The sequence below is a fragment of the Loigolactobacillus jiayinensis genome (assembly GCF_003946445.1).
Taxonomy (GTDB): domain Bacteria; phylum Bacillota; class Bacilli; order Lactobacillales; family Lactobacillaceae; genus Loigolactobacillus; species Loigolactobacillus jiayinensis.
Window position 1 is genome coordinate 17,550 of record NZ_RHOF01000029.1, and the last position, 21,944, is coordinate 39,493.

The 21,944-nt window shown below is 41.0% G+C and carries 32 protein-coding genes; all 32 read right to left on the bottom strand.

Features of this window, described 5'->3' with window-relative positions:
- Positions 1–91: 91 nt before the first annotated feature.
- The 32 genes from EKM80_RS08430 to EKM80_RS08575 all read right to left on the bottom strand — a co-directional run bounded on the left by EKM80_RS08430 (position 92) and on the right by EKM80_RS08575 (position 21,922).
- On the bottom strand, positions 92–1,009 hold the full coding sequence (locus EKM80_RS08430) for a BppU family phage baseplate upper protein (protein WP_125552678.1): 918 nt from the start codon (positions 1,007–1,009) through the stop codon (positions 92–94).
- Positions 1,010–1,459 carry a hypothetical protein gene (locus EKM80_RS08435; protein WP_125552679.1) on the bottom strand — a complete coding sequence of 150 codons (450 nt, stop codon included), beginning with the start codon at positions 1,457–1,459 and terminating at the stop codon, positions 1,010–1,012. It lies immediately after the preceding gene.
- 11 nt (positions 1,460–1,470) lie between these two features.
- Positions 1,471–2,094 carry a hypothetical protein gene (locus tag EKM80_RS14875; RefSeq protein ID WP_164509530.1) on the bottom strand — a complete coding sequence of 208 codons (624 nt, stop codon included), beginning with the start codon at positions 2,092–2,094 and terminating at the stop codon, positions 1,471–1,473.
- On the bottom strand, positions 2,084–3,238 hold the full coding sequence (locus EKM80_RS08445; RefSeq protein WP_125552680.1) for a phage tail protein: 1,155 nt from the start codon (positions 3,236–3,238) through the stop codon (positions 2,084–2,086). Before EKM80_RS08445 ends, EKM80_RS14875 begins: the two co-directional genes overlap by 11 nt.
- Entirely contained in the window at positions 3,195–4,031 is an 837-nt protein-coding gene (locus tag EKM80_RS08450; RefSeq protein ID WP_125552681.1) for a phage tail domain-containing protein, read from the bottom strand. Before EKM80_RS08450 ends, EKM80_RS08445 begins: the two co-directional genes overlap by 44 nt.
- A 15-nt stretch (positions 4,032–4,046) precedes the next feature.
- Complete coding sequence (locus tag EKM80_RS08455; protein WP_125552682.1) at positions 4,047–9,020, bottom strand: phage tail tape measure protein; 4,974 nt, start codon at positions 9,018–9,020, stop codon at positions 4,047–4,049.
- A 15-nt stretch (positions 9,021–9,035) separates the two neighbouring features.
- Positions 9,036–9,185, bottom strand: a complete 150-nt coding sequence (locus EKM80_RS14880) for a hypothetical protein (protein WP_164509533.1) — start codon at positions 9,183–9,185, stop codon at positions 9,036–9,038.
- A 38-nt stretch (positions 9,186–9,223) separates the two neighbouring features.
- Positions 9,224–9,616 (bottom strand): hypothetical protein, encoded by a 393-nt coding sequence (locus EKM80_RS08460; protein ID WP_125552683.1) that lies wholly within the window; start codon positions 9,614–9,616, stop codon positions 9,224–9,226.
- Positions 9,617–9,686: 70 nt separating this feature from the next.
- Positions 9,687–10,367 carry a phage tail protein gene (locus EKM80_RS08465; protein WP_125552684.1) on the bottom strand — a complete coding sequence of 227 codons (681 nt, stop codon included), beginning with the start codon at positions 10,365–10,367 and terminating at the stop codon, positions 9,687–9,689.
- 1 nt (position 10,368) lies between these two features.
- Positions 10,369–10,749, bottom strand: coding sequence for a DUF806 family protein (locus tag EKM80_RS08470; RefSeq protein ID WP_125552685.1), 381 nt, complete (start codon positions 10,747–10,749; stop codon positions 10,369–10,371).
- On the bottom strand, positions 10,746–11,183 hold the full coding sequence (locus tag EKM80_RS08475) for a phage tail protein (RefSeq protein WP_125552686.1): 438 nt from the start codon (positions 11,181–11,183) through the stop codon (positions 10,746–10,748). Before EKM80_RS08475 ends, EKM80_RS08470 begins: the two co-directional genes overlap by 4 nt.
- A complete protein-coding gene (locus EKM80_RS08480) occupies positions 11,176–11,535 on the bottom strand; it encodes a phage head closure protein (RefSeq protein ID WP_125552687.1) in 360 nt (119 codons plus the stop codon). Before EKM80_RS08480 ends, EKM80_RS08475 begins: the two co-directional genes overlap by 8 nt.
- Positions 11,519–11,872, bottom strand: coding sequence for a head-tail connector protein (locus EKM80_RS08485; protein WP_225418845.1), 354 nt, complete (start codon positions 11,870–11,872; stop codon positions 11,519–11,521). Before EKM80_RS08485 ends, EKM80_RS08480 begins: the two co-directional genes overlap by 17 nt.
- A 12-nt stretch (positions 11,873–11,884) precedes the next feature.
- A complete protein-coding gene (locus EKM80_RS08490; RefSeq protein ID WP_125552688.1) occupies positions 11,885–12,214 on the bottom strand; it encodes an Ig-like domain-containing protein in 330 nt (109 codons plus the stop codon).
- On the bottom strand, positions 12,211–13,443 hold the full coding sequence (locus EKM80_RS08495; protein ID WP_125552689.1) for a phage major capsid protein: 1,233 nt from the start codon (positions 13,441–13,443) through the stop codon (positions 12,211–12,213). The genes EKM80_RS08490 and EKM80_RS08495 overlap by 4 nt, the downstream gene beginning before the upstream one ends.
- 13 nt (positions 13,444–13,456) lie before the next feature.
- Positions 13,457–14,197, bottom strand: a complete 741-nt coding sequence (locus EKM80_RS08500; RefSeq protein ID WP_125552690.1) for a head maturation protease, ClpP-related — start codon at positions 14,195–14,197, stop codon at positions 13,457–13,459.
- On the bottom strand, positions 14,166–15,356 hold the full coding sequence (locus tag EKM80_RS08505; protein ID WP_125552691.1) for a phage portal protein: 1,191 nt from the start codon (positions 15,354–15,356) through the stop codon (positions 14,166–14,168). Before EKM80_RS08505 ends, EKM80_RS08500 begins: the two co-directional genes overlap by 32 nt.
- Positions 15,356–15,565: a DUF1056 family protein gene (locus EKM80_RS08510; RefSeq protein WP_164509534.1), complete on the bottom strand. Its 210-nt coding sequence runs from the start codon at positions 15,563–15,565 to the stop codon at positions 15,356–15,358. The genes EKM80_RS08505 and EKM80_RS08510 overlap by 1 nt, the downstream gene beginning before the upstream one ends.
- On the bottom strand, positions 15,552–17,459 hold the full coding sequence (locus EKM80_RS08515) for a terminase large subunit (protein WP_125552693.1): 1,908 nt from the start codon (positions 17,457–17,459) through the stop codon (positions 15,552–15,554). The genes EKM80_RS08510 and EKM80_RS08515 overlap by 14 nt, the downstream gene beginning before the upstream one ends.
- Complete coding sequence (locus EKM80_RS08520) at positions 17,449–17,916, bottom strand: phage terminase small subunit P27 family (protein WP_125552694.1); 468 nt, start codon at positions 17,914–17,916, stop codon at positions 17,449–17,451. The genes EKM80_RS08515 and EKM80_RS08520 overlap by 11 nt, the downstream gene beginning before the upstream one ends.
- 206 nt (positions 17,917–18,122) lie before the next feature.
- On the bottom strand, positions 18,123–18,635 hold the full coding sequence (locus tag EKM80_RS08525) for an HNH endonuclease (protein ID WP_164509535.1): 513 nt from the start codon (positions 18,633–18,635) through the stop codon (positions 18,123–18,125).
- Positions 18,636–18,676: 41 nt separating this feature from the next.
- Positions 18,677–18,829, bottom strand: coding sequence for a hypothetical protein (locus tag EKM80_RS14885; RefSeq protein WP_164509536.1), 153 nt, complete (start codon positions 18,827–18,829; stop codon positions 18,677–18,679).
- Positions 18,830–19,016: 187 nt separating this feature from the next.
- Positions 19,017–19,445 carry a transcriptional regulator gene (locus tag EKM80_RS08530; protein WP_125552695.1) on the bottom strand — a complete coding sequence of 143 codons (429 nt, stop codon included), beginning with the start codon at positions 19,443–19,445 and terminating at the stop codon, positions 19,017–19,019.
- A gap of 70 nt (positions 19,446–19,515) precedes the next feature.
- Positions 19,516–19,698: a hypothetical protein gene (locus EKM80_RS08535; protein ID WP_125552696.1), complete on the bottom strand. Its 183-nt coding sequence runs from the start codon at positions 19,696–19,698 to the stop codon at positions 19,516–19,518.
- Entirely contained in the window at positions 19,695–19,949 is a 255-nt protein-coding gene (locus EKM80_RS08540; RefSeq protein ID WP_125552697.1) for a hypothetical protein, read from the bottom strand. The genes EKM80_RS08535 and EKM80_RS08540 overlap by 4 nt, the downstream gene beginning before the upstream one ends.
- A gap of 18 nt (positions 19,950–19,967) precedes the next feature.
- The gene (locus EKM80_RS08545) at positions 19,968–20,162 is read right to left on the bottom strand and encodes a hypothetical protein (protein ID WP_125552698.1); all 195 of its coding nucleotides are present in this window, start codon (positions 20,160–20,162) and stop codon (positions 19,968–19,970) included.
- Between the two features lie 11 nt (positions 20,163–20,173).
- Positions 20,174–20,608, bottom strand: coding sequence for a DUF1064 domain-containing protein (locus tag EKM80_RS08550; RefSeq protein WP_164509537.1), 435 nt, complete (start codon positions 20,606–20,608; stop codon positions 20,174–20,176).
- A 50-nt stretch (positions 20,609–20,658) separates the two neighbouring features.
- Complete coding sequence (locus EKM80_RS08555; protein ID WP_125552700.1) at positions 20,659–20,868, bottom strand: hypothetical protein; 210 nt, start codon at positions 20,866–20,868, stop codon at positions 20,659–20,661.
- Positions 20,869–20,969: 101 nt separating this feature from the next.
- Positions 20,970–21,230, bottom strand: coding sequence for a Gp49 family protein (locus tag EKM80_RS08560; RefSeq protein ID WP_125552701.1), 261 nt, complete (start codon positions 21,228–21,230; stop codon positions 20,970–20,972).
- A 19-nt stretch (positions 21,231–21,249) separates the two neighbouring features.
- On the bottom strand, positions 21,250–21,432 hold the full coding sequence (locus EKM80_RS08565) for a hypothetical protein (RefSeq protein WP_125552702.1): 183 nt from the start codon (positions 21,430–21,432) through the stop codon (positions 21,250–21,252).
- A gap of 18 nt (positions 21,433–21,450) precedes the next feature.
- On the bottom strand, positions 21,451–21,660 hold the full coding sequence (locus EKM80_RS08570; RefSeq protein WP_125552703.1) for a hypothetical protein: 210 nt from the start codon (positions 21,658–21,660) through the stop codon (positions 21,451–21,453).
- 19 nt (positions 21,661–21,679) lie between these two features.
- Positions 21,680–21,922, bottom strand: coding sequence for a hypothetical protein (locus EKM80_RS08575; protein WP_125552704.1), 243 nt, complete (start codon positions 21,920–21,922; stop codon positions 21,680–21,682).
- Positions 21,923–21,944: the final 22 nt, after the last annotated feature.

Genomic DNA, 21,944 nt, shown 5'->3' on the forward strand with positions numbered 1-21,944 from the left:
GAAAGGTGCTAGAAACCCGTTAGCAGAATGGGTTTCTAGCCCCCCACACAATTTTTGCATGTTTTTAATCATAAAATTACCTCCATAAATTTTACCATGTCGTTACAAGCTCCCAAGCACTCCACACTGTGTCTGCGGTGCCTTTGCGCATTAACACGACTGGTCTTGATGATTGCGTGAATTTAGCTGTTTGTGTCGGCCAGCCCAAAGTGTTATCCGTCCACGGTACATCAGTGTCGACGATAACGACACCGAGCGATACACCAGATGGAATCATGTCGGCCGTAATACCGATATTTGCCGCATTATTGATCTCGCGTACAAAACCAGCCGGATTTGATTTGATATAATCTATCGGATTACTATTTGTGTTGCGTTTATCAAGCGTTTTAAGCTGATTTTGAAGATTATTAAAAGTGGTTGTATCAACGTAATCGCTAGCCTTGATCTGTGTTTGAATTGCACTCAACATCTTTTGTGCAGCTGCGATACCAGTATTAAGTGCTGATGTCGGATCGATAACTGTAGCTAGCGCTGCCTGAATTTTAGCTTGACCATCAACGATGACTTTTTCTAGATCGGTATAAAACGGCTTTGAATTAATTCCCATGTCGACCTTATTCGCCAATACATTCAAGCGAACATTGACTGTCGAAATCACAGTGCCATCAGCATCTGTAACTCCAAAATATGTGCTCTCGGAATCCCAGTCACCTTGCACACTAAAAGTGCCAGCTGGAAAATAAAATGTGATGCGACCAGTCTGCAAATTGTCACCAGGCTGATCTGCCTGGGCTGTACCATAAATTTTCTTAGCAATACCATCTGGATCGATACCAGCAAAATAGACTGTCATACCAGTCAAATCTTTAGGCATCCCATTGCTTGTGATCCAAAGCTTAAGATAACTTTGAGCATCGGCAACACGGCCATTAAAATTGCCGCTTAGATCGATTGCAGTTGGTGCCGGTTTAACTAAGTCTAATTGGATATAAGTGTTTACTGCCAACTAGCTCACTCCTTCCTTTAAATACGGTGCGATATATAAATAGCAGCCGTTGAGCTTATCCTCGATCGACTGCCAATTGTTGTTGATATTAATTTTGTAATCAGCAAATCCAAGTGTTTTTGGCTGCCACAAGTTGATTTGTGGTGTATCAGTGTAATTAGGTGCACCAACAATGCCATAGCTGTTAAATCGACTAATTAAGTCATTAAGCACATCCTGTAGCTGATTAAACAGTTGATTAAGCCATAGATAAGCCGCTCGGTTGAGATAATTGCTTGGACACTGAGTAATAGCCGGTAGCGTCGGTGCGCCAAAATCAAAAAGACCATCAAGGTCTTGATAAAGCTCGCTGATCGACTTAAAAATAGTGACGCCGTTTTGATAGGTGTTACTTAACAAAACCGGCTCAACATCATCTGGCAACCGTGCCAGTGTGATCGCATTACTCATCTACTCGCCTCCTACCATGTTGTAACTAATTCCCAATCTGACCAAGCTGTATCAGAGATGCCAATACGCACATAAGTCAGTGGTCGAGCCGATAATGTTGGCTCAAATGTTTGTCTTGGTCGACCGAATCCAGTATCCGTACCTGGCACACGTGTACTCAAAATACCATAAGTAGACGTTTGACCACTTACCAGTGTTACCCCAACATTATCCGTCTGTTTGAACTCACGAACTTCTTTTGCTGGGTAATTTGTCTGGTAATACGATGGTGGGCTGTTTACTGCACGCCCATTGGTTGTACTGTTGCCGCCGTCTATAATCTGACTAACTGCATCCTTACCGGTCGGTCCCTGTGGCCCAGTGGCTCCGGTTGGTCCTTTAAGGCTTGCTAGCCATTCGGCTTCTGTGCCGCTAAATCCATCAACAACAGCCAACTCATAGGCTGACTTGCCGTCCGCACCTGATTGTCCGGATATTGTGCCAATCAAGTCCTTGACGGTGTTATAAATCAAAGCGCCATTAGCAGTCGCCCAAACTGATAGATGGCTGTCTAGCCCCGTGACCGCTTCGGGCGCTACTTCCGGATAAAATTGTTGCTGATTTGGGTAAAGCAGCGGAATAATATCAATCGCCACCGACCTCACCCACTTTCTCGCCAAGCAAAATATTCGGTGCAAATACGCTTGTCTTATTTTTAACGTTACTAACTGCCTGATTAATTTTCGTTGTCATACTACGCTGATAATCCAAAATTGTTTGCTCCGTGTTATTCAAAATAATATCCGTTCCTTGAGTTGGGTCAAATGGGTACCAGGTGTAGCTCATTACCTGTACATCTGTTACAAATGATTTAGGCCGTATTTCAAGCCGTCTCACTTCACCAGCAATTGGTTTGACGTTCGCACTAGCGATTACTTCAATCGTTAGCGCTGGATTGGGCTGCAATCGGGACTTGGCATAAGCTTCCATAGATACTGCACTCGTAAAACGATCGTCTGAAATATCGTCACCGATATGCAACCCCCATTTTTTAATCGAATCATCGTCGGATACTGTGATTGGGTTAAAGTAATAGCTAACCGCACCACTATCGGTTCCGGTGTCCTTTTCCTTGCCATACGCCTTAACTTGATTAACCAAGGCTTGACTATCATTCGTAATCTTCACTTCGTTAGAATTATTCGGATAATCTAAACGGCCGCCTAAGTTTTGCTTAAATGCTTCGCCTGAATATACTCGAATAATTTTATTGTCAGGAAAGATCACCGCATCCGGCCACGTTCCAAGAATTTTGCTCAAACAATCCTTACCACTGCTGTTGCCCAAATCAGTGATCACCTGCTTGTCAAAAGTACCGTTAACCTGATAAGTAAAACCGTACGTGTTGCCCTTAAAATAAAAATCGAGCACGTCTGTCACGCTATACGTTTTGTCACCAGCATTAACGTTCCGTTGCCGAATTCGGCTCACTTCGTTATAAACATGCATACAAGTGATTTGTTTAGTTTCGATTCCGCCAACAATATCAGGCTCATTGGTTTTAACGATATATTCTTGACCGTCAAAAAAGATGCTAGCTTCAACATCTAGCATTTCGTATGCTTCACTGTGATTATCCCAAGCCGTAAATTGCACTTGATAAGTGCTGTTTTGTTCCCACTGAGCCTGAAAGCTGTTGAATAAAATGCAATTCAACAGCTCTTTGTCGGCGCTATTCAGGCCCTTTACAAGGACTTTATCCAATGTAAATAAACGGGAAACTAAAATTAATATCAACATCAGTCGCGCCGGTAACTGATATTGAATTCCACCCAGTGTTCAGAGTGATATTGCCGTAATCTGTATTAACGCTTGCTGGATTGCCGTTAAGCGTGGTATTCACACCATTTAAAATAATCTTATCTGATTTCACTGCAGGCTTGTTATAAGCCCACGTTGTGTCATTCGTAGTATTAGTTATTTTTAAAGAGTTGCCATTAAACGAAGCTTCAATTCTAAAATCATGTCGTTGCTCATAAGGTTCAATCGCAATATCACTTGGGTTATATACTTGAAAATTAGTTGTCGTGAAATGATAAGGGCAATCCTTATCAGAAGGTAGATACATCCCCATTTGAATTAATTTATTATTTGTATCAATTTCATCGCTTCTTGCTAATGAATATTTGTATCCACTAGGATTGTCGAAAGGAATCGTAAATAAACTATCATGCGAATAATCCTCTGTTGGTGCAATATCGAATGGTGTCGCCATAACATATTTAACTATCGCTGGCTCTGCATCAGTTCTAATCCTAATTGATTTTCGGCTACTAAATAAGCGATATATTTCATGTTTTGCTAATTTTAAATCATAATAACTACCAAATCGTAAATGAAAGTTCGCGTTAACTGTGCTTTTATCAAAATTTGAAGCAACTAATATTTGTCCATCTACACCGGTGTTTTGCTGATAAGTGTTCAATATATTTGGAGATGTTGAATCTCCTAAGAACTCCAATCCATTAATGACAGCTGACACCTCAATTTCGGCATCATTGCCAGCCTTAACATATAGTTTTGGCTTTCCCATAAATCTCTACACCTCCTAACGCAATGACTGACTAGTTTTATAACCTTGATCACGAGCTTGTTGCCGATATAATTGATCCTTGCTAAAAGCAGATTGCTGAATAGCCTTGACTTGTGCCACATTGACACCCAGTAATTGTGATAATGAGTTGTTAAGGCTAGTTAAGCCAGCGATAACAGCTTGCAATTGTTTAGTGCTGCCGTCAGAAGAGCTAGTGACCACATTATTAGCACCGTCTTGGCCCTTGAAATAGTCAAGAGACTGCTGCATTACTTGATAAGCGCGGGATCGTTTAGACAAATCAAGGGGTACAACTGCTTCTGGCATGTTGCCCTCGGCCATTTCAACCATTTGGTGTTGTCCAACAATTCCACCATTTGCCATCCGCTTATGACCAGTTGGACCCCAGCCTCCAGATACGCTTATATCTGCCAGCCAGTTAGAATCATTAAACATCGCTAAAAGCTGAGTATAACCGCTTTTTAAAACTGCTTTAACACCTTTTGGAACCCAGGCGCTTAATGTTGGCTGTATATATTGCAATAACCCTTTAGAAGGTGTTCCTTTAGCCGCATTTGAATCAGTATTGTTTTGAATTGTCGCACTACCATTAGATTCTTGCGTGATTCGTTTTAAAATGGCGGCCATTCCGGCAGAAGTCAGGTTGACCTTCATCTTAGCGGCAGCTTTTTTAATCGTTGATTTCCAGCGGCTAACGCCACTACCACTAGGATTGCTAGCTGAACCAAAATCACCAGATGCCTTAACCAGCTTGCTTAGAGCATTAGCAATTCCATCAATCGATTTATCAACCATTCCCTTTGACGCGCCCCGCTGCATGCTCCCAACACCAGAAATACTATTAATGTTAAAAGTTTTTGCAGCTAAATCTTCTAGTGTTTTTTTGGGGTTAGTGATTTTGCTTAAAGCATCACTAGCCGCGTCAGAAACATCGTCAAATACATCAGAAGCACCACTTTTAATTTTGCTTAAAAATTCAGCTATGCCAGTCGTTCCCTTGGCATAACCAGGTAGATTTCGTCCATAATTCCCTGCTAAAACTTTTTGGGTATCCTGAGCATTTAAAATCTGATCGCCAGGTCTAACATCGATAAATTCTGGGCCATGTGCACCAATTAAATCAACGGTTCCAGACCATGGCTGATATTTAAGTTCCACACCAGCTTCACCAACTAGCGCTCTGCTAGCTTTAGTAATTCCGCCACCAGTTGCATAGGCTCCAGATGTTGCCCGTGTATAGGCAAAACTAGAAGAACCAGCATCAATGGCTTTAACGCCGAAGGGCTTGGTCAATCCATTGAAGAAACTAGCGATAGATTTCCAAATACTATGAGTGCCTTCACCTTGCTTCTTGTTGGCTTCCATCGAACTATTTGCTTGGTTAGTAGCATGCTTTACGACGCCTTTAGACTGACTTTCGGCCGCAGCGTTAACATCATCACGCTGTCTTTTTGATTTATCAACGGCATTGCTTCGCTGTTTTTCGGCCTTGTCAACCACCTGTTTACGTTGATCTTCCGCATGTTGTTCAATCTTATTTGCTTGCTCTTCTGCGGACTTAATTGTTGAATCGCGTTGCTGTTCAGCTTTCTTTTTAACATCGGCACGCTGCTGTTCGGCCCACTTGCTATTACCTTTGTACTGATTATTAGCTGCAGAAACGGTGTCCTTATACTGTTTATTAGCAGCATTACGGACGTCACCCAATTGTCGCTCGGCAGCTTTAACTACTTTATCATGAGTATTATTAGCTGCAGAAACTCGCTTGTTATATTCCTGATTAGCAAGATTGACCGTCTGCTTATATTCCTTTTCAGCAGTGTTTACCGCGGTCTGTAACTGCTTATTACTCAGCTTCCCCTTATCAGCATTAAGCTTTTTAATAATTGCTTCTTGTTTATTTGATGCCTGCTGAACTTTCCCATTTAAAGTGGTATAAAGCTTAGCTTCTTTAACTGTAGTCTGAGTAGAAAATTTTAATTTTTGCTGATCAAGTGCTTTAGACTTTTTGTTTTCATCAGTTTTAATTGCCGCTGCTTTTTTAGCCTGATCTTTTTGAACTTTTTCGGAATTGGCACCATATTTAGCGGTGTCTTTTAAGATTTGGTTATCCCATTTCTTTTTATCAGCAGCAATCTTTTTATTCCAAGTTGTCTCTAGCTTGGCTCTTGATTGAGCATAATATTTAGTGATGGCATTGCGATCGGCTTGCGATAACTTTTCAAGCTTTGAAGCCTGCTTACCTTCATCGCCAATTGCTTTCAATCGTTTCTGATATTCAGCTTTGGTTAAATCACCATTTTTATAGAGCAAAGCAATATCTGCCTTGTCCTGCTTTTGCTTAGCTGAGTAATATTTTTTGGCTTCAGCCGTCAGCTGAGCGTAAGCTTTTTTAGAACTTTCAGCTTCAACTTTAATTTTTGGTATTTTTGCTTGTTTAAAAGCCTTAGCTAATCCCTTAGCAATATTTTGTGCAGTTTTAGTGCTGCCTAATTGGTCACCAATACTAGCGCCAATCATGACGCCGGTTGGCCCGCCGATAGCACCAATGGCACCGCCAATTACAGTACCAGCTGTTTTTCCAACAGCCTTGTATTTATCCTGAGCTTTGCCTGAGCCGATAGCCTTAGCAATTGATGAGCCGGCGTCCCAAGCAGTAAGTGCTAGACCAGCTCCGTTGATCAAGCGCCCACCCAATGATTTGCCTAATAAATTCCACTTACTGCCACTTTTAGTAACAGCCTTTTCGGCATCACCAGCTAATCCGGCACCATTGACAGCAGTACTACTAACTTCAGTTGCAGTGCTTTCAACTTTTCCAGCTGTGGAAGTGACATTTGTACCAGTACCACCAACTTCAGAAGCAGCCATTTTAGCCTTTGCGTTAGCTTCATAAGCGGCAGTCTGGGTTCCAACCAATTCAGTTTCAGCGGCTATCCGTTTAGTCTCACGAGATTGAATTGCACCAAGTTCAACAAGCGAACTCTTAAATTTCGCCATCTTATTAATCGCCCAGATGGCACCCAGTGCGATGCCAATTCGTTCAATATCTTTATAATGTGTCGCTGCGAATACACCTATTTTTTCAATGTTACCTGCAACTTTACCGGCTTTCTCCGCAGTAGCTTCAATATCCTTGCGAAAGCCTTTTTCACCAAATAATTTAGTCAAACGATCTGCTGCATCAGTCATGTATGGAAGTAGTTTAGACCCAAACATAATCGTTAAATCAGACCATGCTTGCTTAAATCGCTTCTCAGACATTTGCGCTGTCTGACTATTTTTGTCTGCAAGTTGTTGAACGTAGCTGCCTTTATCTCCAGCTTTTTGAACTTTATCAGCCAGCTTGTCTAGTTCATCATTATTTTGGGCAAGAATGAGCCCAGCTTGTTGTCCAGTAGTTCCAAATAGACTCTGAAATACAGCGTTTTTCTCCCCTGTACCCAAATCTTTAGTTTTTGAATTGACCACGCCCATAACAGTAGATAAATCTTTTAAATTACCGTTGGCATCTTCAATATCGGATTTTTTAATACCTAATTTATTGAGCATGTTGCTTTTACTGTCAATAGATTTAACGGAAGTGGTTAAACTGTTAATAACTTTTCGTAACCCAGTACCGGCCTTATCAGCCTCTAAACCGTGATTGGATAAAATGCCTAAGGCCGCACTAGTCGTAGACAATTTAATCCCGGCACTATGGCTTGAATCGCCAACATACTCCATACCTTTGCCCAAATCACTAAAACTAGTTGCTGTCATATCAGCTGAGTAAGCCAATTCATTGACCACAGATTTTGTGTTTTTAGTCATTTTAGCGGTGTTATTTGTCCGCATACCGAAAGCATCGACTGTTTGACTTGCAACTTTGACAACATCACTAAAATCATCACCGCTGGCTACAGACGCCTGAAGCTCCGAACGCATTGCGCCCAGAGCTTCTTTTGATGTGTAACCACGTTTTACTAATTCTTGATATTGATCTGCAATTGATTTTTGAGATTTACCGTATTTAATTGAATATTTTTCGCCATCAGCTTGCATTTTTGAAACATTTTTTGTAGCCTCAGCAGCTTTTTCTCCGCCGGTTACAAGTAAATTATTTGTCTGAGTATAACTGTTTTGTAGGGTCGACGCTTTTTTTGCACCAGATAGTGCCGCAGCACCAATTAGAGCAACACTACCAGCGGCAACAACAGCCCCACTTTTAATACTGCTTAAACTAGACTTCATTTTTGTACTCGCAAGCGAAACACTGTCACGTGCTTTTGCACCAGCTGTTGAAATTCCGCCAACTGAGTGATTAACTTTTTTTATCGCTGACTCATTTAATTTATATTTAGCAGTCAAATCACTAACACGGATAGATTGTTCTCTTGCGTCCGTGGAAGCTGCTCCATACTTACTAGATAACTCTGACATACGAGCTTTCTCGGCGGTTAATTGGGCTTTCATACGTTCATGAACGCTGACTAACCCAGTAAGTTTTACTTTTTGAGCTTCATAATTTCGACCTTGAGCTTCTAAAACAGACACATTGCTTTTAACAGAGCGTTCTTCTAACTCGGTTGCTTCTTTTAATTTCAGCACACCAGAACGCTGCAGATCTAATGACTTTGTTGCCCGCTCTTGCTGAGCCTGCAAATTAGAGATTGACCGTTTAGCAGATTCGATCTGGTTTTCATATTTAATATATGATTGCCGACCTTTTTCAGTTGATTGATCTAGCCCATTTTGCTTTTCACGCAATTTATCAATGACTAAGTTTTGTGCATCAATTGCCTTACCCGCATCTTTAACCTTTTGGGCATAGGCGGCCATCACACCTTCGCCAGATTTAACTTCAGTAAAGTTAGACTGCATTGCTGATTTTAAAAGTTTGGCTTCGTCACGCAAAGTTTTCAATGAGCGAGCCATGCCACCGTCATCTAAATCAATCGCAAATTGATAGCCCTGAATTTTTTCCATTTAATTTCCCCCTTTCTAAATTAATCCCGCTTGCCTAGCCACCTCGAACGGGTCCTGAATACGGTCTTTACGTGATTTTGCGTTCAATGCGTCCTGCATATCACTGTATGAGCTATCATAAAATTGTTGTGGCAAAATACCCTGTTCTAAAAAATTCTGTGCCATATAATCAATGTCTTCCACAAAATTGTTAAGTTGCCATGCTAATCTTCTTCTGGCAATTTTGGGTCTGTTTCTGCCTCTGATTCCGTTTCGTCGTCATCATCTAAAGACGGCAATTTGATACCTAAAAACTTAGTCAAAAAATCATTAAAAATAGCATACTGATCACTGTATGATTGGTCCGCTAAATTGGCTTTTTCTTTTGCTGTTAGATCTGCAATATCAGCAATTTTGTTAGCAATTTCTTCCGTCATCATTGGTTGATTCCCAACTAGTTCTGCAATGTCGTCATCATCATCACCTGTACTAAATTTACTGATCAATGTTTGGTAATGTTTAGCAGTTTTTTTTACATTTTTTGAAGAATCAATAATCTTAAAACTCTTATCTGGGATCCCAATTATTTCACCATTAAATTCAACGAACTTAGCCATTTAAAAGCACCCTTTCAGCAGCCGCCCCGTCAGGTATTGTTAATTTCTTTGGCGACTTTAATTCAATTTTTTAAGCGTGGGTTGAAGTTGTATCACCACTACCAGTTGGAGTAGTTGTGCCAGTGGCACCAGTGTTATCAGCAGTAACATAAGTTTGACCAGGAAATACTTCATCGAACATTGCTTTTTTATCAAATTTAGGGTCATCTGAGTGGAAGACTGCATACGGTTTACCGCTAAATGGTGCATAATTAAGCGCCGTAAATGTTAAATTATCATCTTCACGCGTTTCAGCAGTATCAGTATTTGTTTGGACGTTCTGTGCAGTTTCATTAAAAACTCCACGACCAAAACAAAAATAAATTGGCTTATACGTAATTGGCGATTGAGATTCTACAATTAACCCACATTCAACGGGCGTATCAGCATCAATATAGCCGCCTTTTCCATTTGAAACTCGACCTAGAATTTTTTCTTTGACCAAGTAATTAATTAAATTAGAATCGACTGCTACAGAAGGTGCTGATGGTGGATTAGACACGTCTACCACCTCATTGTTACCCGTGATCTTTGTCGGTGTACCAGACAAGCCAGTGATGTTAGCAGACTTTGTACCTAAATTTCCTTTTGATTTATCTGTATCAAGGGCATAAACACCAGTGGCACTAAGGCCTTGATCCACATCCAATACAGCTGAACCATCAGCTGCTTTTAATCCGGTATATAACATTTTTAAACCAATTGCTGCCATGTTAAATTTCCTCCTTTGTGTAAATAAACTTCAGTGTATTTTCAATATTTTGTGTGTCCGGCGTAAGTACGTGACCGACGTCACTGTTGCAGTACAAGCCGTGATTTAATAACCGCCACTTTACCGCAGTTTCGATTGCTTCCATGTCCCCCTGATAATCTTTGGGATAATAAAACTCAATCTGTGCTTGCTTTTTAGTGCTGATCGGTTGACCGTTGCCGTAGTTTTGACTGTAATCAGGCAATTCTGTAATCAGCAAAATTGGATCGTCGGTGTTAGAATCGTTGCCAATAGAAAAAGCGTGGATATGCTCCACACTTAATTTTGGTAATTGTTTAATTTCGCTAACTAAAATACTTTTGACATAGCTTGCTGAAGTCATTTGCCACCACCAGCCTTTTTAGCTAGTTCAGCTTTTAATGCTGCAGCCACAGCCGCTTGCACTTTGCCTTTGGCCTCACGCTGAGTGGCTTCCCAAAAATGAGCACCAGAAACACGCGGATAGGTTTTACCGGCTTTATCTTTAGGCGTCCAGCCATCATTTTGAAAGCGACCGATATAGCCTTTATTTTCATCAGCGGTAAAGCCGACAACTACCGCGCCATTTTCTTTTTCATCTTTAACAAGTGAATCACGCAAATGGCGTTTTTCACCTTTACGCAAGTGATCGCTTTCCGGAATTTTGGGCTTCATCGTTTGGATAAAAATTTCAGCACCGGCAAGGTTAGCTGCTAGTTTTTCAGCTGGTCCAATTCCTTTAGCTAAATTATCTAAAATCATATCAAAGCTTTCTTCATTGCCGATTTTGCTAGCCATGATTTACCTCCCATTTATGACAAGTGATCAAGTCGTAACCGTCTGGTGGCAGACCATCATCAAAATTAACATTGTCAATCTGATAAACTTGCTTGCCATCTTTTCTCAGTAACATGCCTTCTTCAACTTCCAAATTGTGGCGGATAAAGAATACAGCCACATTTTTAGCGGCCATACCGGCTAAACTGAGTGACTGCTCCAGTGACAGTGTCCATTGCCCTGCCCACAGTGTAAATTGTGGGACAAAGCCTTGAATAGGCTCACCCGTATTTTGATTAATGACATCAGTTGCAGATTCTGTGCCGAATTCTAATCGCAAACACATTCGCGATGGATTAATTGCCTTGGTCATCGCTAGTCGCCTCACTTTTCTCTGCATAAAGCCCACGTAACTGGCCAACAATCGAATTGACTGTTAAGTCAACTGGCAACGCGGCAATGGCTGATAAGGACGCACGGTAGGTGTAATAAGTGGATGCTAGTGCCAAAACCGCAGTATTAAATAAATCAACCACACTGGCATCTTCATAGAAACCATATAATTCTGTGCCGATCGCCGATTTAACATAGCTTTGTGCGGCTGCTAAATAGCCTTTGAGCAAAGTGTCATCAGCGGTGCTGTCAATTCTTAGCGATAATTTTAAATTATCTAAAGTGAGCATGGCTGCCGAATCATTATTTGTTGCCATTTAAATCACCACCTAGCTTGCTGCTGTAATAGTTACAGCAACCGAAGCCTTGAAAGTGCCACTAGTAAATGTGACAGTTACAGAACCAGCTGCAATGCCAGTGATATCAAAACCACCAGCGCTATTAACTTTAACAGTAGCAATCTTGTCATCACTAGATGCCGCTGTAGTTGCTGAAACAATTGCTGTAGCATTATCGGCGTCAGCTGGATCAGCTGTAACCGTCACGGTCTTAATTGCGCCAACTGCTTCACTTAACGTTTTCTGACTGGCTAATAAACCAGTTACTGGATTGCTGGCTGATGTTGACGTGCCATCGTCACTTCCAGACGGCGCTGCTATTTTGACGCTGCTACCAAATTACCGGGTTGATCGGCAATCGTTGTGAATGTGCCCATAACCATGGCTTCATCATCAGCTTGTTGAACATCAAAGCGATCAATAACCCGAATTTTAGTGCTGTCGTTTTCAAAAGCACCACCACCAATGTTAGTGGTCAGCAAGCTCATTTGTTCGCGATCAAACAGCGTAGCAAATTGTTTAGAGTCACCGAAATAGAGTGGGTGCTCGTTAACTGGCGCGTTGGCTGTGCCGGTGTTAACATCTGGCATCCAGCGATCACCGACAACATGGACAACCTTGCCACCGATTGTCCATTGCTCTGGTTGGGTTGGATCACGCTGTAATAAATAACCGCCCATTGCGTTCTTAATCTTAGCCAAAACGCCTAAACCACTTTGGTTAGTGATAAAGCTAGAAGTCGTCAGCAATGCAGGGTCGAGTTTGGTCAACTCTAAATCCTTAATGTCATCAAATTTCGTCAATGGCACTTGCTTGGCGGCATTAAATACTTTCAAAATTGCTGCATTGCGAGTGACAACAACTTTCTTGGCAATCCATTGTGATAACCACGTGATGATGTTTTCGGCGGTGTCTTTTAATAACGTATTTGTAATAGTTGTGATTCCCGCATAACGGTGAATTAAGTACTTGATCGTATGCAAACGAGGATCGTCGTTATCACCAATTTTGGCCGTTTCGTCATCAAGATTAGTTAATGGAGTAACGTCAGTCCATTTTTCATAAACACGGGAACCATTTGGCATTGAAGTTGCTTCACGGTTAACGTATTGCTCTAAAGCGTCATATTGCCGCACTAAAGTGTGAATTGTTGTCTGAATGTCGTCCGGAATAGTTAAGCCAATGGCATCACCGTTCGCGTCGGTTGAGGACGTCACCATGTTCACTACTTTAGGGTCGCCCTTGATCATGGCCTTAAAGTCTTTGATAAATTGGGTTTTCTTACTCTCATAATTTTTGCTAGGGTTAACTGGTTTTGGTTCATTAGACTGATTGGCCGCACTGGCTTGAGCAGTCTCCAACTGTTCCTTCAAAGCATCACGTTGCGCCGCGGCAGTGTCATGTTTTTCTTTCAAATCCTTGTAATCTTCTACTTTAAAACCGTCGTCTAAAGCGGCAGCGGCCAATTTATCGCCCAAATCAGACACCTCTTGCCCTTTAGCAATCCATGCCTGATTTAGCTTATTGATATTTTCATTTTTAACGAACATTTAGCTTTCCTCCTCATTTTTTGCCAAACAAAATAGCCAGCTTCTGATCACGGAGATCATGCTGACTAGTGATTTTGTTATCATTTTGTGGTGCTGCCTTATTAGCAGTAATTGATGCCATTAGTGCTTGCCATTTCGTCACTGCTTGCTTTGGCACAACAGTACCGGCACCGGCAAAGGCTTGCAACGCTTGTTGCTGTTTCTCTGGCTCTTTTTCGTCAAAAGTCAAAATAGAATCAGCGAAACCGTATTTGACAGCGTCATTGGCGCCAAGCCAAGTTTCTTTACTCATTAAATTAAGCAAGTCACTGTTTTTCATGCCAGTTTTAGCCTCATACGCGTTCGCAATCGATTCATCAATCCCACTTAACACCTGTGATTCGTGGGCCAAATCTTCTGCATTGCCTTGCATGGTTGACCATGCCTTGTGAATCATGATTTGCGCAGTCGGCGAAATTTTTACATCATCAGCCGCAACGGCAATTACAGATGCGGCACTAGCCGCCAAGCCCTGAATTACTGCAGAAACTTTAGCTGTGCTTGACTTAAGTTGCGTATAGATTTCCGAAGCGGCGAACACGTCACCACCATTAGAAGCAATCTGTAATTCAACGGTATCGCCGGTTTGAACTTTAGCTAGCTGATCGCCAACCTTTTTTGGGCTAACGTAATTAGTCATCCCGAAAAAATCATAAAAATCAGCGGTATTGTTATCAATCACATCACTTTTGATTGGGATCACGATTTTGGTCATCTGGATCACCTCCTTTCGCTGGCAATGTGGTTACTGGTGCTGCATCTGGCATATCATCACTAAAATAGCCAGTTTCCTTTAAAATCCAGAGTGCTTGGCCAGTATCAACCACACCATTTTTCTTAAGGTTAGCAATCTGATTTGCGTAAGTGTCCCCATTTGCATCAATTGCCGGCCGTAGGTTAGTGCTGATACGCGCAATTAATTTGTTATTAAGTTCGGAAACAATTGCCTGCGCGTAACGATTTAAGGCGTTGGCATACATCCCTTGAATCATAGGTAGAGACGACTGTTGATCGCCTTGACCGTTTAAATAACTGTCCGGAATACCATAGACCTTAGCAATTTGCTTTGAGGTCCAATCGGTCTGCGACAATAACCCGGCAATATCGCTTTTAATTTCAAGCGGTGTCCATTCTTCCAAATCATCAATGACAATTGGACCACCATTTGAATGACTGACTTGCTGCATAAATTGACGTGATCGCGCCGCCTTTTTCTTAGCATCAAGCAAACCGCCCTTCGTTTCCTTTAAAACACCAGGCGCTAGAATAGATTTTGCCAAAGCCGCGAGGGTTAAACGATTAGACTGCTTCTTGATTTCCAGTTCACTGTGCAATGCATTTAGTGGACTGATTCCGACCATGCCACCAGAATTACTCAATAAGCGGAAATGCAGCATGTTATCCTGTGGCTCATACTCCTTAACACCTTCATTTGGCTCATCAAAAGCCACGGTGTAGAGTAAGCCGTTTCCATCATTTTGAAGAAAAGTGCTGACTTGCGAAGGTCGCAAATACTCTAATCGCTGTAACATTCCGTTACGGTTGCGCCAGATATAGGCAAAAGACTCACCAGCAATTAACAACTGACTAAACATAGCCTGCCAAAAGGCATGGCCATTAGTCGTTGCGCTTGGATTGTCTAAGAAGCTCTGAATCTGTGGCTTATCGGCAACTAATTTAGAACTGGCTAAGTCGCCGCTAATTGTTGAGATAACACTATATAAATCAGAATTGTGTAAGGCTCTAGTAGCAGAAACATAATGATTCTCACCGCCCGGATTTAAAGAATTAATAATACTTGGATCGCTAAACGCGATATCTTGGCCGCCAACTGATAACGAATTGCGAAAATTATGCGGATTAAATAGCGGCATCAACTACCACCCCCTTTACTGAAATAAATAATTTCCGCCAACCAACCCATAACGGCCAACGAAATTGCTGTGACGATACCACCCCAAAACCAACTTGCGCAGTAGACGGTGACGTCCAGTAAAACGATCGCGGCCAAATAAAAAAGCCCGTCAACAACGCTGACAAGCTTGTGCTTAACGTTATTTAATAATTTTCTACCAATCATCATCACCACCGCCTTCATCTAGTAACCCAGAATCTGGATTTTTAAACCAGTCCAGTACTTCTTGATCGCTCATTCGTTCGACTTGTTTCGCTGGGTTATTAACGTCAGCAAAATCTTCAAAATGGTACATTCCCTGATAAAGTGCATCAATCAAGGCATCAACCACATCAATTTTTAGAGTTGCCGCTGCTTTGTCAACTTGAATTCCGATCTTGTCTTCATAGATTTGCGCATTGATTAAGGCCTTTTCCATAATTCGATCGTCTAACCGACTGATTGAGCTTTCGACAAAAGCCGATTGCAAAAACTTTGTCGGGTCTTTCAGCTCGCTGGTGCGTTGCCGAATATCTTCGATTGGCCATTGCACATTCAATTCAAGTTGTTTAGTCACATTGGTTGCACCCCACGAATCATAGCCAAAAAATAAAACGTCCAAGCTGTGATCATCAACAAAATTTAATAGCCACTGATAAACTTGATCATCATTGATTAATCCTTGTGGGTGACTAGTAATCGTGCAAAATCCTTTAGCCGCTAGCTCCCGATAATTAATGCCATCTTGTTTTTCCTTAGCATCAATTGAGCCTGCCTTTTGCCACGGAATAAAAGAGTGCTGTCGTAAATGCCACATTCGCTTGCCTGTGATCGGATCATTATATGGAAAAGCGAACCCGATCGCAGTATTGTCGGAAAACATGGAGTAATCGTAACCGATATAAACTTGACGGTTTTCAATTTCAAAGTCTGGCACAATAGCCCGCTCAATATCAGCAAGTTTTAAGTATGAGTTTGTAGCTTCTTGTAGCCAGAGATTTAAATTTTTGTTCTGAAAGTCATTAAGCTCGCCGGTCATACTATCGCTATCTCGTTTGCCAGTTAAGCCTGCAAGCAATTGACTAGACTTATTTTTCAGTCCTAGTAGCGGATTAGATTTTATCCAAGTTTCCGGTTTATAGGTTTCGTCAAGCGAATCTTGACACCAGATCAAGCACAAATAATCGTCAGCTTTGCGGTCAAAATCCTGTTCCATGGTTTGCTGCATCATTTTTTCGTCATCATGAAACGGCACCGACGGGTCTGGATAAGCAGTGGATATCTGGATAAATTGATGATTCTCTACATCGACTTGGCCAGAGATAATCTTAGATATTTTCTGCCGTGTTTTCAGTTCACCAATTTCGTCAAAGACAGCCGTTTTAAAATGGAAACTATCATACTGACCAGATTCATGGCTGATTGCTCGCAAAACATTATTGACCTTAGTCATAATAATCTGGTCGCTTTGCGAGCTCAGCAATTTAGAATTTAATCCGTTTTGTACCGCATATGATTTAAACGGTTCGATATCTAAAATCTTGCGTAGCATTGATTTAACGTAGCCCAGTAGTTTACTAGTCTGTTTAAAATTGATTGAAGCCACCAAGTAATCTTGGTTAGAAAGCCCCATTGATTCGATCAAAAAACTATAAACGGTAACGATCGCCATTAAATAAGTTTTACCTTGTGCACGGGCAACCGAAACGATAGCACGGGCAAAACGCTTGCCGCCTAAATTATTGCGCCAACCAAATAATTGAGCTAACACAAAATTTTCCCATGGCATTAATTTACTTGGCTTTCCAGTATCAACGTCGGGACAAATCTTAGCGAACTTCAAAATCTTATTCGCATCAGGAACACTATAGGAATACGGAAAGTCTGGACTACCTTGCCGCTGTAAATCACGTAAGTGGCGAAAAGCTGCTAGCTTAATAAAATAGCCGGTAACCACTTTTTCGTCTAAAACATCAAAGGCATATTTGGTTCCAATATCCTGATATTGTTCACGAGTTGTAGAAAAATCAATTGCCTGATAAGCGCCCAGCACATCACGTGTTTGGGTTAGGTCAATTTTCATTAGCAAAGAACTCCTTTAATTGATCGGCAACCGAGCCATCGCTTTTCTTTTCCTCTGGGATAATTTCCATTAATTCAGCGCGACTTTTGGGTGACAATCCAAGCTCAGAACCAACTTTTGCCAGGTTCTTAATTGCTGAATCATAAATGGAGGTCATCGGATTACGCTTATAACCGACAAAATCAGTTCCAATTTTTTCACCTGCCGCATTTTGCACGGTTTTATAAATTGCTTGAACTTCATGATGATCTCGTATATGTTTGTATGCGTTCCGATAAATTTCGTACTGGGTGGCGTACATTTCGACCAAGGCACTGTCCGGTCGTTTCACATTTGCTTGTTCTTCTAAAAAAGGGACAATTTTGCGCCAGGCTATTTTGGCTTGGCGGCCTAAATAATCGGGTGGCGTTCGTGATAATTTCCCGCGATTGATATCTTTGTCGGCCTTTTTGACCAAAATTGTCACCTCCTTTAAATTGATTGACCCCCCTAGGATAAAATTATTAAAAATTGGTTTCTGCCAAGAGACGAGGGTAATGTGTGCGCTCTGCTGAAATCAATTTTAAGGGGGGCTATTGAATTTTAAGCTTACTTACGACTAACTATACTCAAATTGATTATCGCTTCTTAGAACGCTTAATTTTAGCTTTTAAGTCAACTTCATTATTGTTTAATCATCAATGCAACTACTGCTGCCGTGTCACTGATTGGTGTTACTTGTTTAAGCTCGTTGCCTTGTCCTATGCCATAGGTTAGTTGTTCCCAGTCCGTTTTGATACGATGGCAAGCACCACAGATCACGGCTAAGTTATCAGCGTTTGCTTTAAGTCTGCTGTCGAACTCAATCGGAACAATGTGATCAACTGTCTTGGCTGGTGTCAACTTGCCTTGCAGCTTACAGTACTGACACAAGTAATGGTCACGTTCTAACACTTGTTGCCTTAGGTGCGCCCACTGTCTTGTCCGATAGAAGTTATACTGCTGTTGCTTGCCATCGCTGCGCTTACGTGTGACTGTATTGTACTTGTGTGAGTACTGCTTTTCGTGTGACCTCGCCCAACGCTGCCTGCTAGCTAAGTACTCTGCTTCGTGCTCATAGTGCTGCTTGCAATAATGATCTGGTAACTCAACCATTGCATGGCAGCCAGGCTGTCTACAGCGTCTCACTCTTGACATTGCTATCACTCCAATATATTTTGGTGTTAATTTCCGACTCATTACATATCACCACACCTCGATTTGTTTTTCTTTAGCTGTGCGGTTTGGCTCCGCTTGGTTACTTGCTGTTTATGTTTGATTTCACGGTCAATCTTGGCTAGCAAATTACGTTCATACCAGCATGAGACTGTACCATAGTCAGTAATTCTCATGCCGGCACCGCCTTTCAATATGTAAAAAGAACGCCCATTTCTGGACGCTCCTAATAAGTTAGTTTAAAGCTTGCGATTGAACTGAATTTTTTTTAGATTTTGGTTAACGACATCCTTAAACTAACTTATCTGATAATACTAATTTAACACGTTGGCACTCCTAATGTACTCCCATTTTTGTCCCGATTTACTCCCATTTATATCCCACAATTATGCAGTGTAAGTACTGAGCAACTGCCAGCAATGATTGTGCTTTAACGCGGAAATACTTGGATGACGAAATATCCAAACGAATCATGGCAGTAAAATCAGGATGATCACTTTCGGCACCATCACAAAAACGAGCACGTAACAGATCACGGTGTGTTTGTCGCGGCAACGATTCAATTGCTCGATCAACAAACTCAATATAGCTTTTTCCAGCTTCGCGCTGTTCGACGAACTGTTGCGCATAAAATTCTTTTTCAGCGGTTGATGCCGCCGTGCCATCGCTCCAAGCAGATGTAATTGCTGGATTGACTGGCATGTTAGCAAAGCCGCGTTTTTGTCTATATTTTGATAGGATTTTTTCTGCTGCTTCACGTGTTTTTTCTTCGTCAATTGGTAATAGTTCCATCAATCCAGCCACCCTTATGATATAATTGAGTTGTTAATAGCTTAAGAGATGGCCGCCATTGTGCGGTTTTTTATTTACTAACACCAGCAGCTGTAATCTTAATGATTCTACGCAATTGGCAGCTTCGGCAAGAATCTACTTCACTTTTGCTCAACTCTTGAATAATCTGATTAGTTAAAGCTAGTGCTATATTTTTATCAGCTATTCGATTATTCAGATCAACAATTTCAGCCAGCATCTTCTTTTTCTTCATTGCTTGTCGCCATCGATCAATTCAGTCTGATTCGGATTGGCGTCTTCGCTATCATCAGTATTTAATTCAGTTTGTTTTGGCGTGATGGTTAAACCAACCATGCTATTAATTTGTGCCGCTAGTGCCACAATATTCGGCCCTAAAATAGGCGTGTCAACTTCAAGACTAAGCTTAGTAATTCCCTTATTTGTTGGGTGCACATCAGCTAATACCGCCGGAACCGCAATACTATTATCTTTGATTTCCGTCATAATAAATCTCTCCTTAAATTAAAATGGTAAAGTAATTTCGTTAACAACTTGATTAATTTCACGACTAGTCAATGTTTCATATGCGCGCCGTTCTTCATAGTGCATTTTATCTGGGTTGCCATTACAATAAATAATCGTCCGAATAATGTTTTCGTTGTGATCTTCAAAGATTCGTTCTAAATATTTTTTGAAAGTAATTTGTTCATGGCTCAAAATAATCGCCTCTAATAATTTATTGTTGCGCGAATATGAACTGTTTTCATCGGCTCATATAAATAAGCATTAGTTTTAAAATCATGTGCTCTTACAACTACACACTCCACATAACGCTGATATCTCATCGTAAATAACTTAAATCTGAGTTTAGCCGCTGCATCAATGGCGTAACTGGTAAAACCATTCTTAACATCGAACACGTGAATTATCTGGCCGGTGTCATCATAAATGACAATATCTGGCGTGTAGACAACATGTGGTATTTTCTTGCCGCCGTTGGTTACAAATGATTTCATGATTTCAAAACGCGGATGAACTTCAAAAATCAATCCACTTTCTCGAACAAACTTGCTGTAAAAGTCAGCTTCTTTTTTACTGTCGAAAGTGTAACCATCAATGATGACTTTATGGCCACGACTTTTTTTAGCTAATGACTCTGCCACGGCGTCACCTCCATTCAAAAGTAGCGGTGAAAAATAGCAGCTACTTAAAATTACTTTTTATCGTGTAATTTACGGCCGCAAATTGGGCAATAGTTAATTTTCATATAATCAAACGGCACACAATCGTCATCAATTTCAAAATCAACGTATAGATCATAATTCTCGTCAAGGGAAACTCTGAATCCACTATTGCTGTGATTAAATAACGCTCCGCAGCCACTTCCGTCAATATGACAGCATTCACAATTTTTTTGCTCCATCAAAACTGCCTCCGTAAAATTAAATGTTATAATGAACATAACAGCACCCCACACACCTCTTAGCAATGTGTCCAAAGTGGGGACTTTTTTGTTACCAAAAATTACTTTTTATCGTGTAATTCCGCCTGTAGCCGGTAGCCCTCAAGCTCCCAGATTTTATCAGTGATTCGATCCAAGCAAATCTGTTTACCCATGTCCGCATCATAATTAGCTGGATCAACAGACCCTGATGCTTCTGTAATGACAAAACCGGATGGTAATTTTAATGAAACCACTGTGACTTTATCAAAAACTGTTTCAGTTTTAATTTCGGATCGGTTCATAAGTGCTTCTATGTCAGCGTTTGTTATTGTATTTTTCATTTTTTATTCCTCCCTAAAGTTAGCTTTTAACTTGGTCTAATTTAGTTGCCATTTGTTTAGCAATAGAATCCGTGCTATCAAGCGCGCTCATTAAGTCCATGATTAATTGTCCTGGGTCTGGATCGACAACTTCTCCGTATGCTCTATCTAAAATATCGCTGTTTTCTTCAAATTGTTCCTTGTATTTTTGTAAATAACTCATGATTAATCCTCCATAAATTTAACTTTTAACGTCAAAGTGTTTGTTGCCTTTTGTGAAATAACCACTCATCCTAGCCAACCGACACAACCGCCGCCATCGTTTTCTAGTGGGTGCGATTGGCTGACCAAATAAATCAGGAAACTCTTCGGCGGCGTGCACCACCATTAAGTGCTCCCATTCTGATTTATTAATTCGATATTTAACCTTTTGCTTTCTTTTCAAATGCATTAACTCCTCCTTTGGAAAGCTAGTTTTTATTGTCAAAACGTTTCATCAATTCAATTGCTTCGGCACCATTTTCTTGTAACGTGGTAACGTCTTCTACACTAATTGCTGGTCCGCAAACTTCGTTGTTGATATTAGCGGCATAACGATTTAGTCGGTCAAATTCAGTCCTGCTCATTTCTACAACATCGTTGACTTTATAATTAATTCCCACACTATCTAACCAGCCTTGGTCGTCATCAACTGTTGTGATTCTAACTTTCATCTAAATCAACTCCTAAATATTG

Coding starts and splice junctions, on each gene's coding strand:
- EKM80_RS08435 (WP_125552679.1), bottom strand. CDS start 1,459: ATGAGTAATGCGATCACACTGGCACGGTTGCCAGATGATGTTGAGCCG.
- EKM80_RS08445 (WP_125552680.1), bottom strand. CDS start 3,238: ATGTTGATATTAATTTTAGTTTCCCGTTTATTTACATTGGATAAAGTC.
- EKM80_RS08450 (WP_125552681.1), bottom strand. CDS start 4,031: ATGGGAAAGCCAAAACTATATGTTAAGGCTGGCAATGATGCCGAAATT.
- EKM80_RS08455 (WP_125552682.1), bottom strand. CDS start 9,020: ATGGAAAAAATTCAGGGCTATCAATTTGCGATTGATTTAGATGACGGT.
- EKM80_RS14880 (WP_164509533.1), bottom strand. CDS start 9,185: ATGGCACAGAATTTTTTAGAACAGGGTATTTTGCCACAACAATTTTAT.
- EKM80_RS08460 (WP_125552683.1), bottom strand. CDS start 9,616: ATGGCTAAGTTCGTTGAATTTAATGGTGAAATAATTGGGATCCCAGAT.
- EKM80_RS08465 (WP_125552684.1), bottom strand. CDS start 10,367: ATGGCAGCAATTGGTTTAAAAATGTTATATACCGGATTAAAAGCAGCT.
- EKM80_RS08470 (WP_125552685.1), bottom strand. CDS start 10,749: ATGACTTCAGCAAGCTATGTCAAAAGTATTTTAGTTAGCGAAATTAAA.
- EKM80_RS08475 (WP_125552686.1), bottom strand. CDS start 11,183: ATGGCTAGCAAAATCGGCAATGAAGAAAGCTTTGATATGATTTTAGAT.
- EKM80_RS08480 (WP_125552687.1), bottom strand. CDS start 11,535: ATGACCAAGGCAATTAATCCATCGCGAATGTGTTTGCGATTAGAATTC.
- EKM80_RS08485 (WP_225418845.1), bottom strand. CDS start 11,872: ATGGCAACAAATAATGATTCGGCAGCCATGCTCACTTTAGATAATTTA.
- EKM80_RS08495 (WP_125552689.1), bottom strand. CDS start 13,443: ATGTTCGTTAAAAATGAAAATATCAATAAGCTAAATCAGGCATGGATT.
- EKM80_RS08500 (WP_125552690.1), bottom strand. CDS start 14,197: ATGACCAAAATCGTGATCCCAATCAAAAGTGATGTGATTGATAACAAT.
- EKM80_RS08505 (WP_125552691.1), bottom strand. CDS start 15,356: ATGCCGCTATTTAATCCGCATAATTTTCGCAATTCGTTATCAGTTGGC.
- EKM80_RS08510 (WP_164509534.1), bottom strand. CDS start 15,565: ATGATGATTGGTAGAAAATTATTAAATAACGTTAAGCACAAGCTTGTC.
- EKM80_RS08515 (WP_125552693.1), bottom strand. CDS start 17,459: ATGAAAATTGACCTAACCCAAACACGTGATGTGCTGGGCGCTTATCAG.
- EKM80_RS08525 (WP_164509535.1), bottom strand. CDS start 18,635: ATGTCAAGAGTGAGACGCTGTAGACAGCCTGGCTGCCATGCAATGGTT.
- EKM80_RS14885 (WP_164509536.1), bottom strand. CDS start 18,829: ATGAGAATTACTGACTATGGTACAGTCTCATGCTGGTATGAACGTAAT.
- EKM80_RS08530 (WP_125552695.1), bottom strand. CDS start 19,445: ATGGAACTATTACCAATTGACGAAGAAAAAACACGTGAAGCAGCAGAA.
- EKM80_RS08535 (WP_125552696.1), bottom strand. CDS start 19,698: ATGAAGAAAAAGAAGATGCTGGCTGAAATTGTTGATCTGAATAATCGA.
- EKM80_RS08540 (WP_125552697.1), bottom strand. CDS start 19,949: ATGACGGAAATCAAAGATAATAGTATTGCGGTTCCGGCGGTATTAGCT.
- EKM80_RS08555 (WP_125552700.1), bottom strand. CDS start 20,868: ATGGAGCAAAAAAATTGTGAATGCTGTCATATTGACGGAAGTGGCTGC.
- EKM80_RS08560 (WP_125552701.1), bottom strand. CDS start 21,230: ATGAAAAATACAATAACAAACGCTGACATAGAAGCACTTATGAACCGA.
- EKM80_RS08565 (WP_125552702.1), bottom strand. CDS start 21,432: ATGAGTTATTTACAAAAATACAAGGAACAATTTGAAGAAAACAGCGAT.
- EKM80_RS08570 (WP_125552703.1), bottom strand. CDS start 21,660: ATGCATTTGAAAAGAAAGCAAAAGGTTAAATATCGAATTAATAAATCA.
- EKM80_RS08575 (WP_125552704.1), bottom strand. CDS start 21,922: ATGAAAGTTAGAATCACAACAGTTGATGACGACCAAGGCTGGTTAGAT.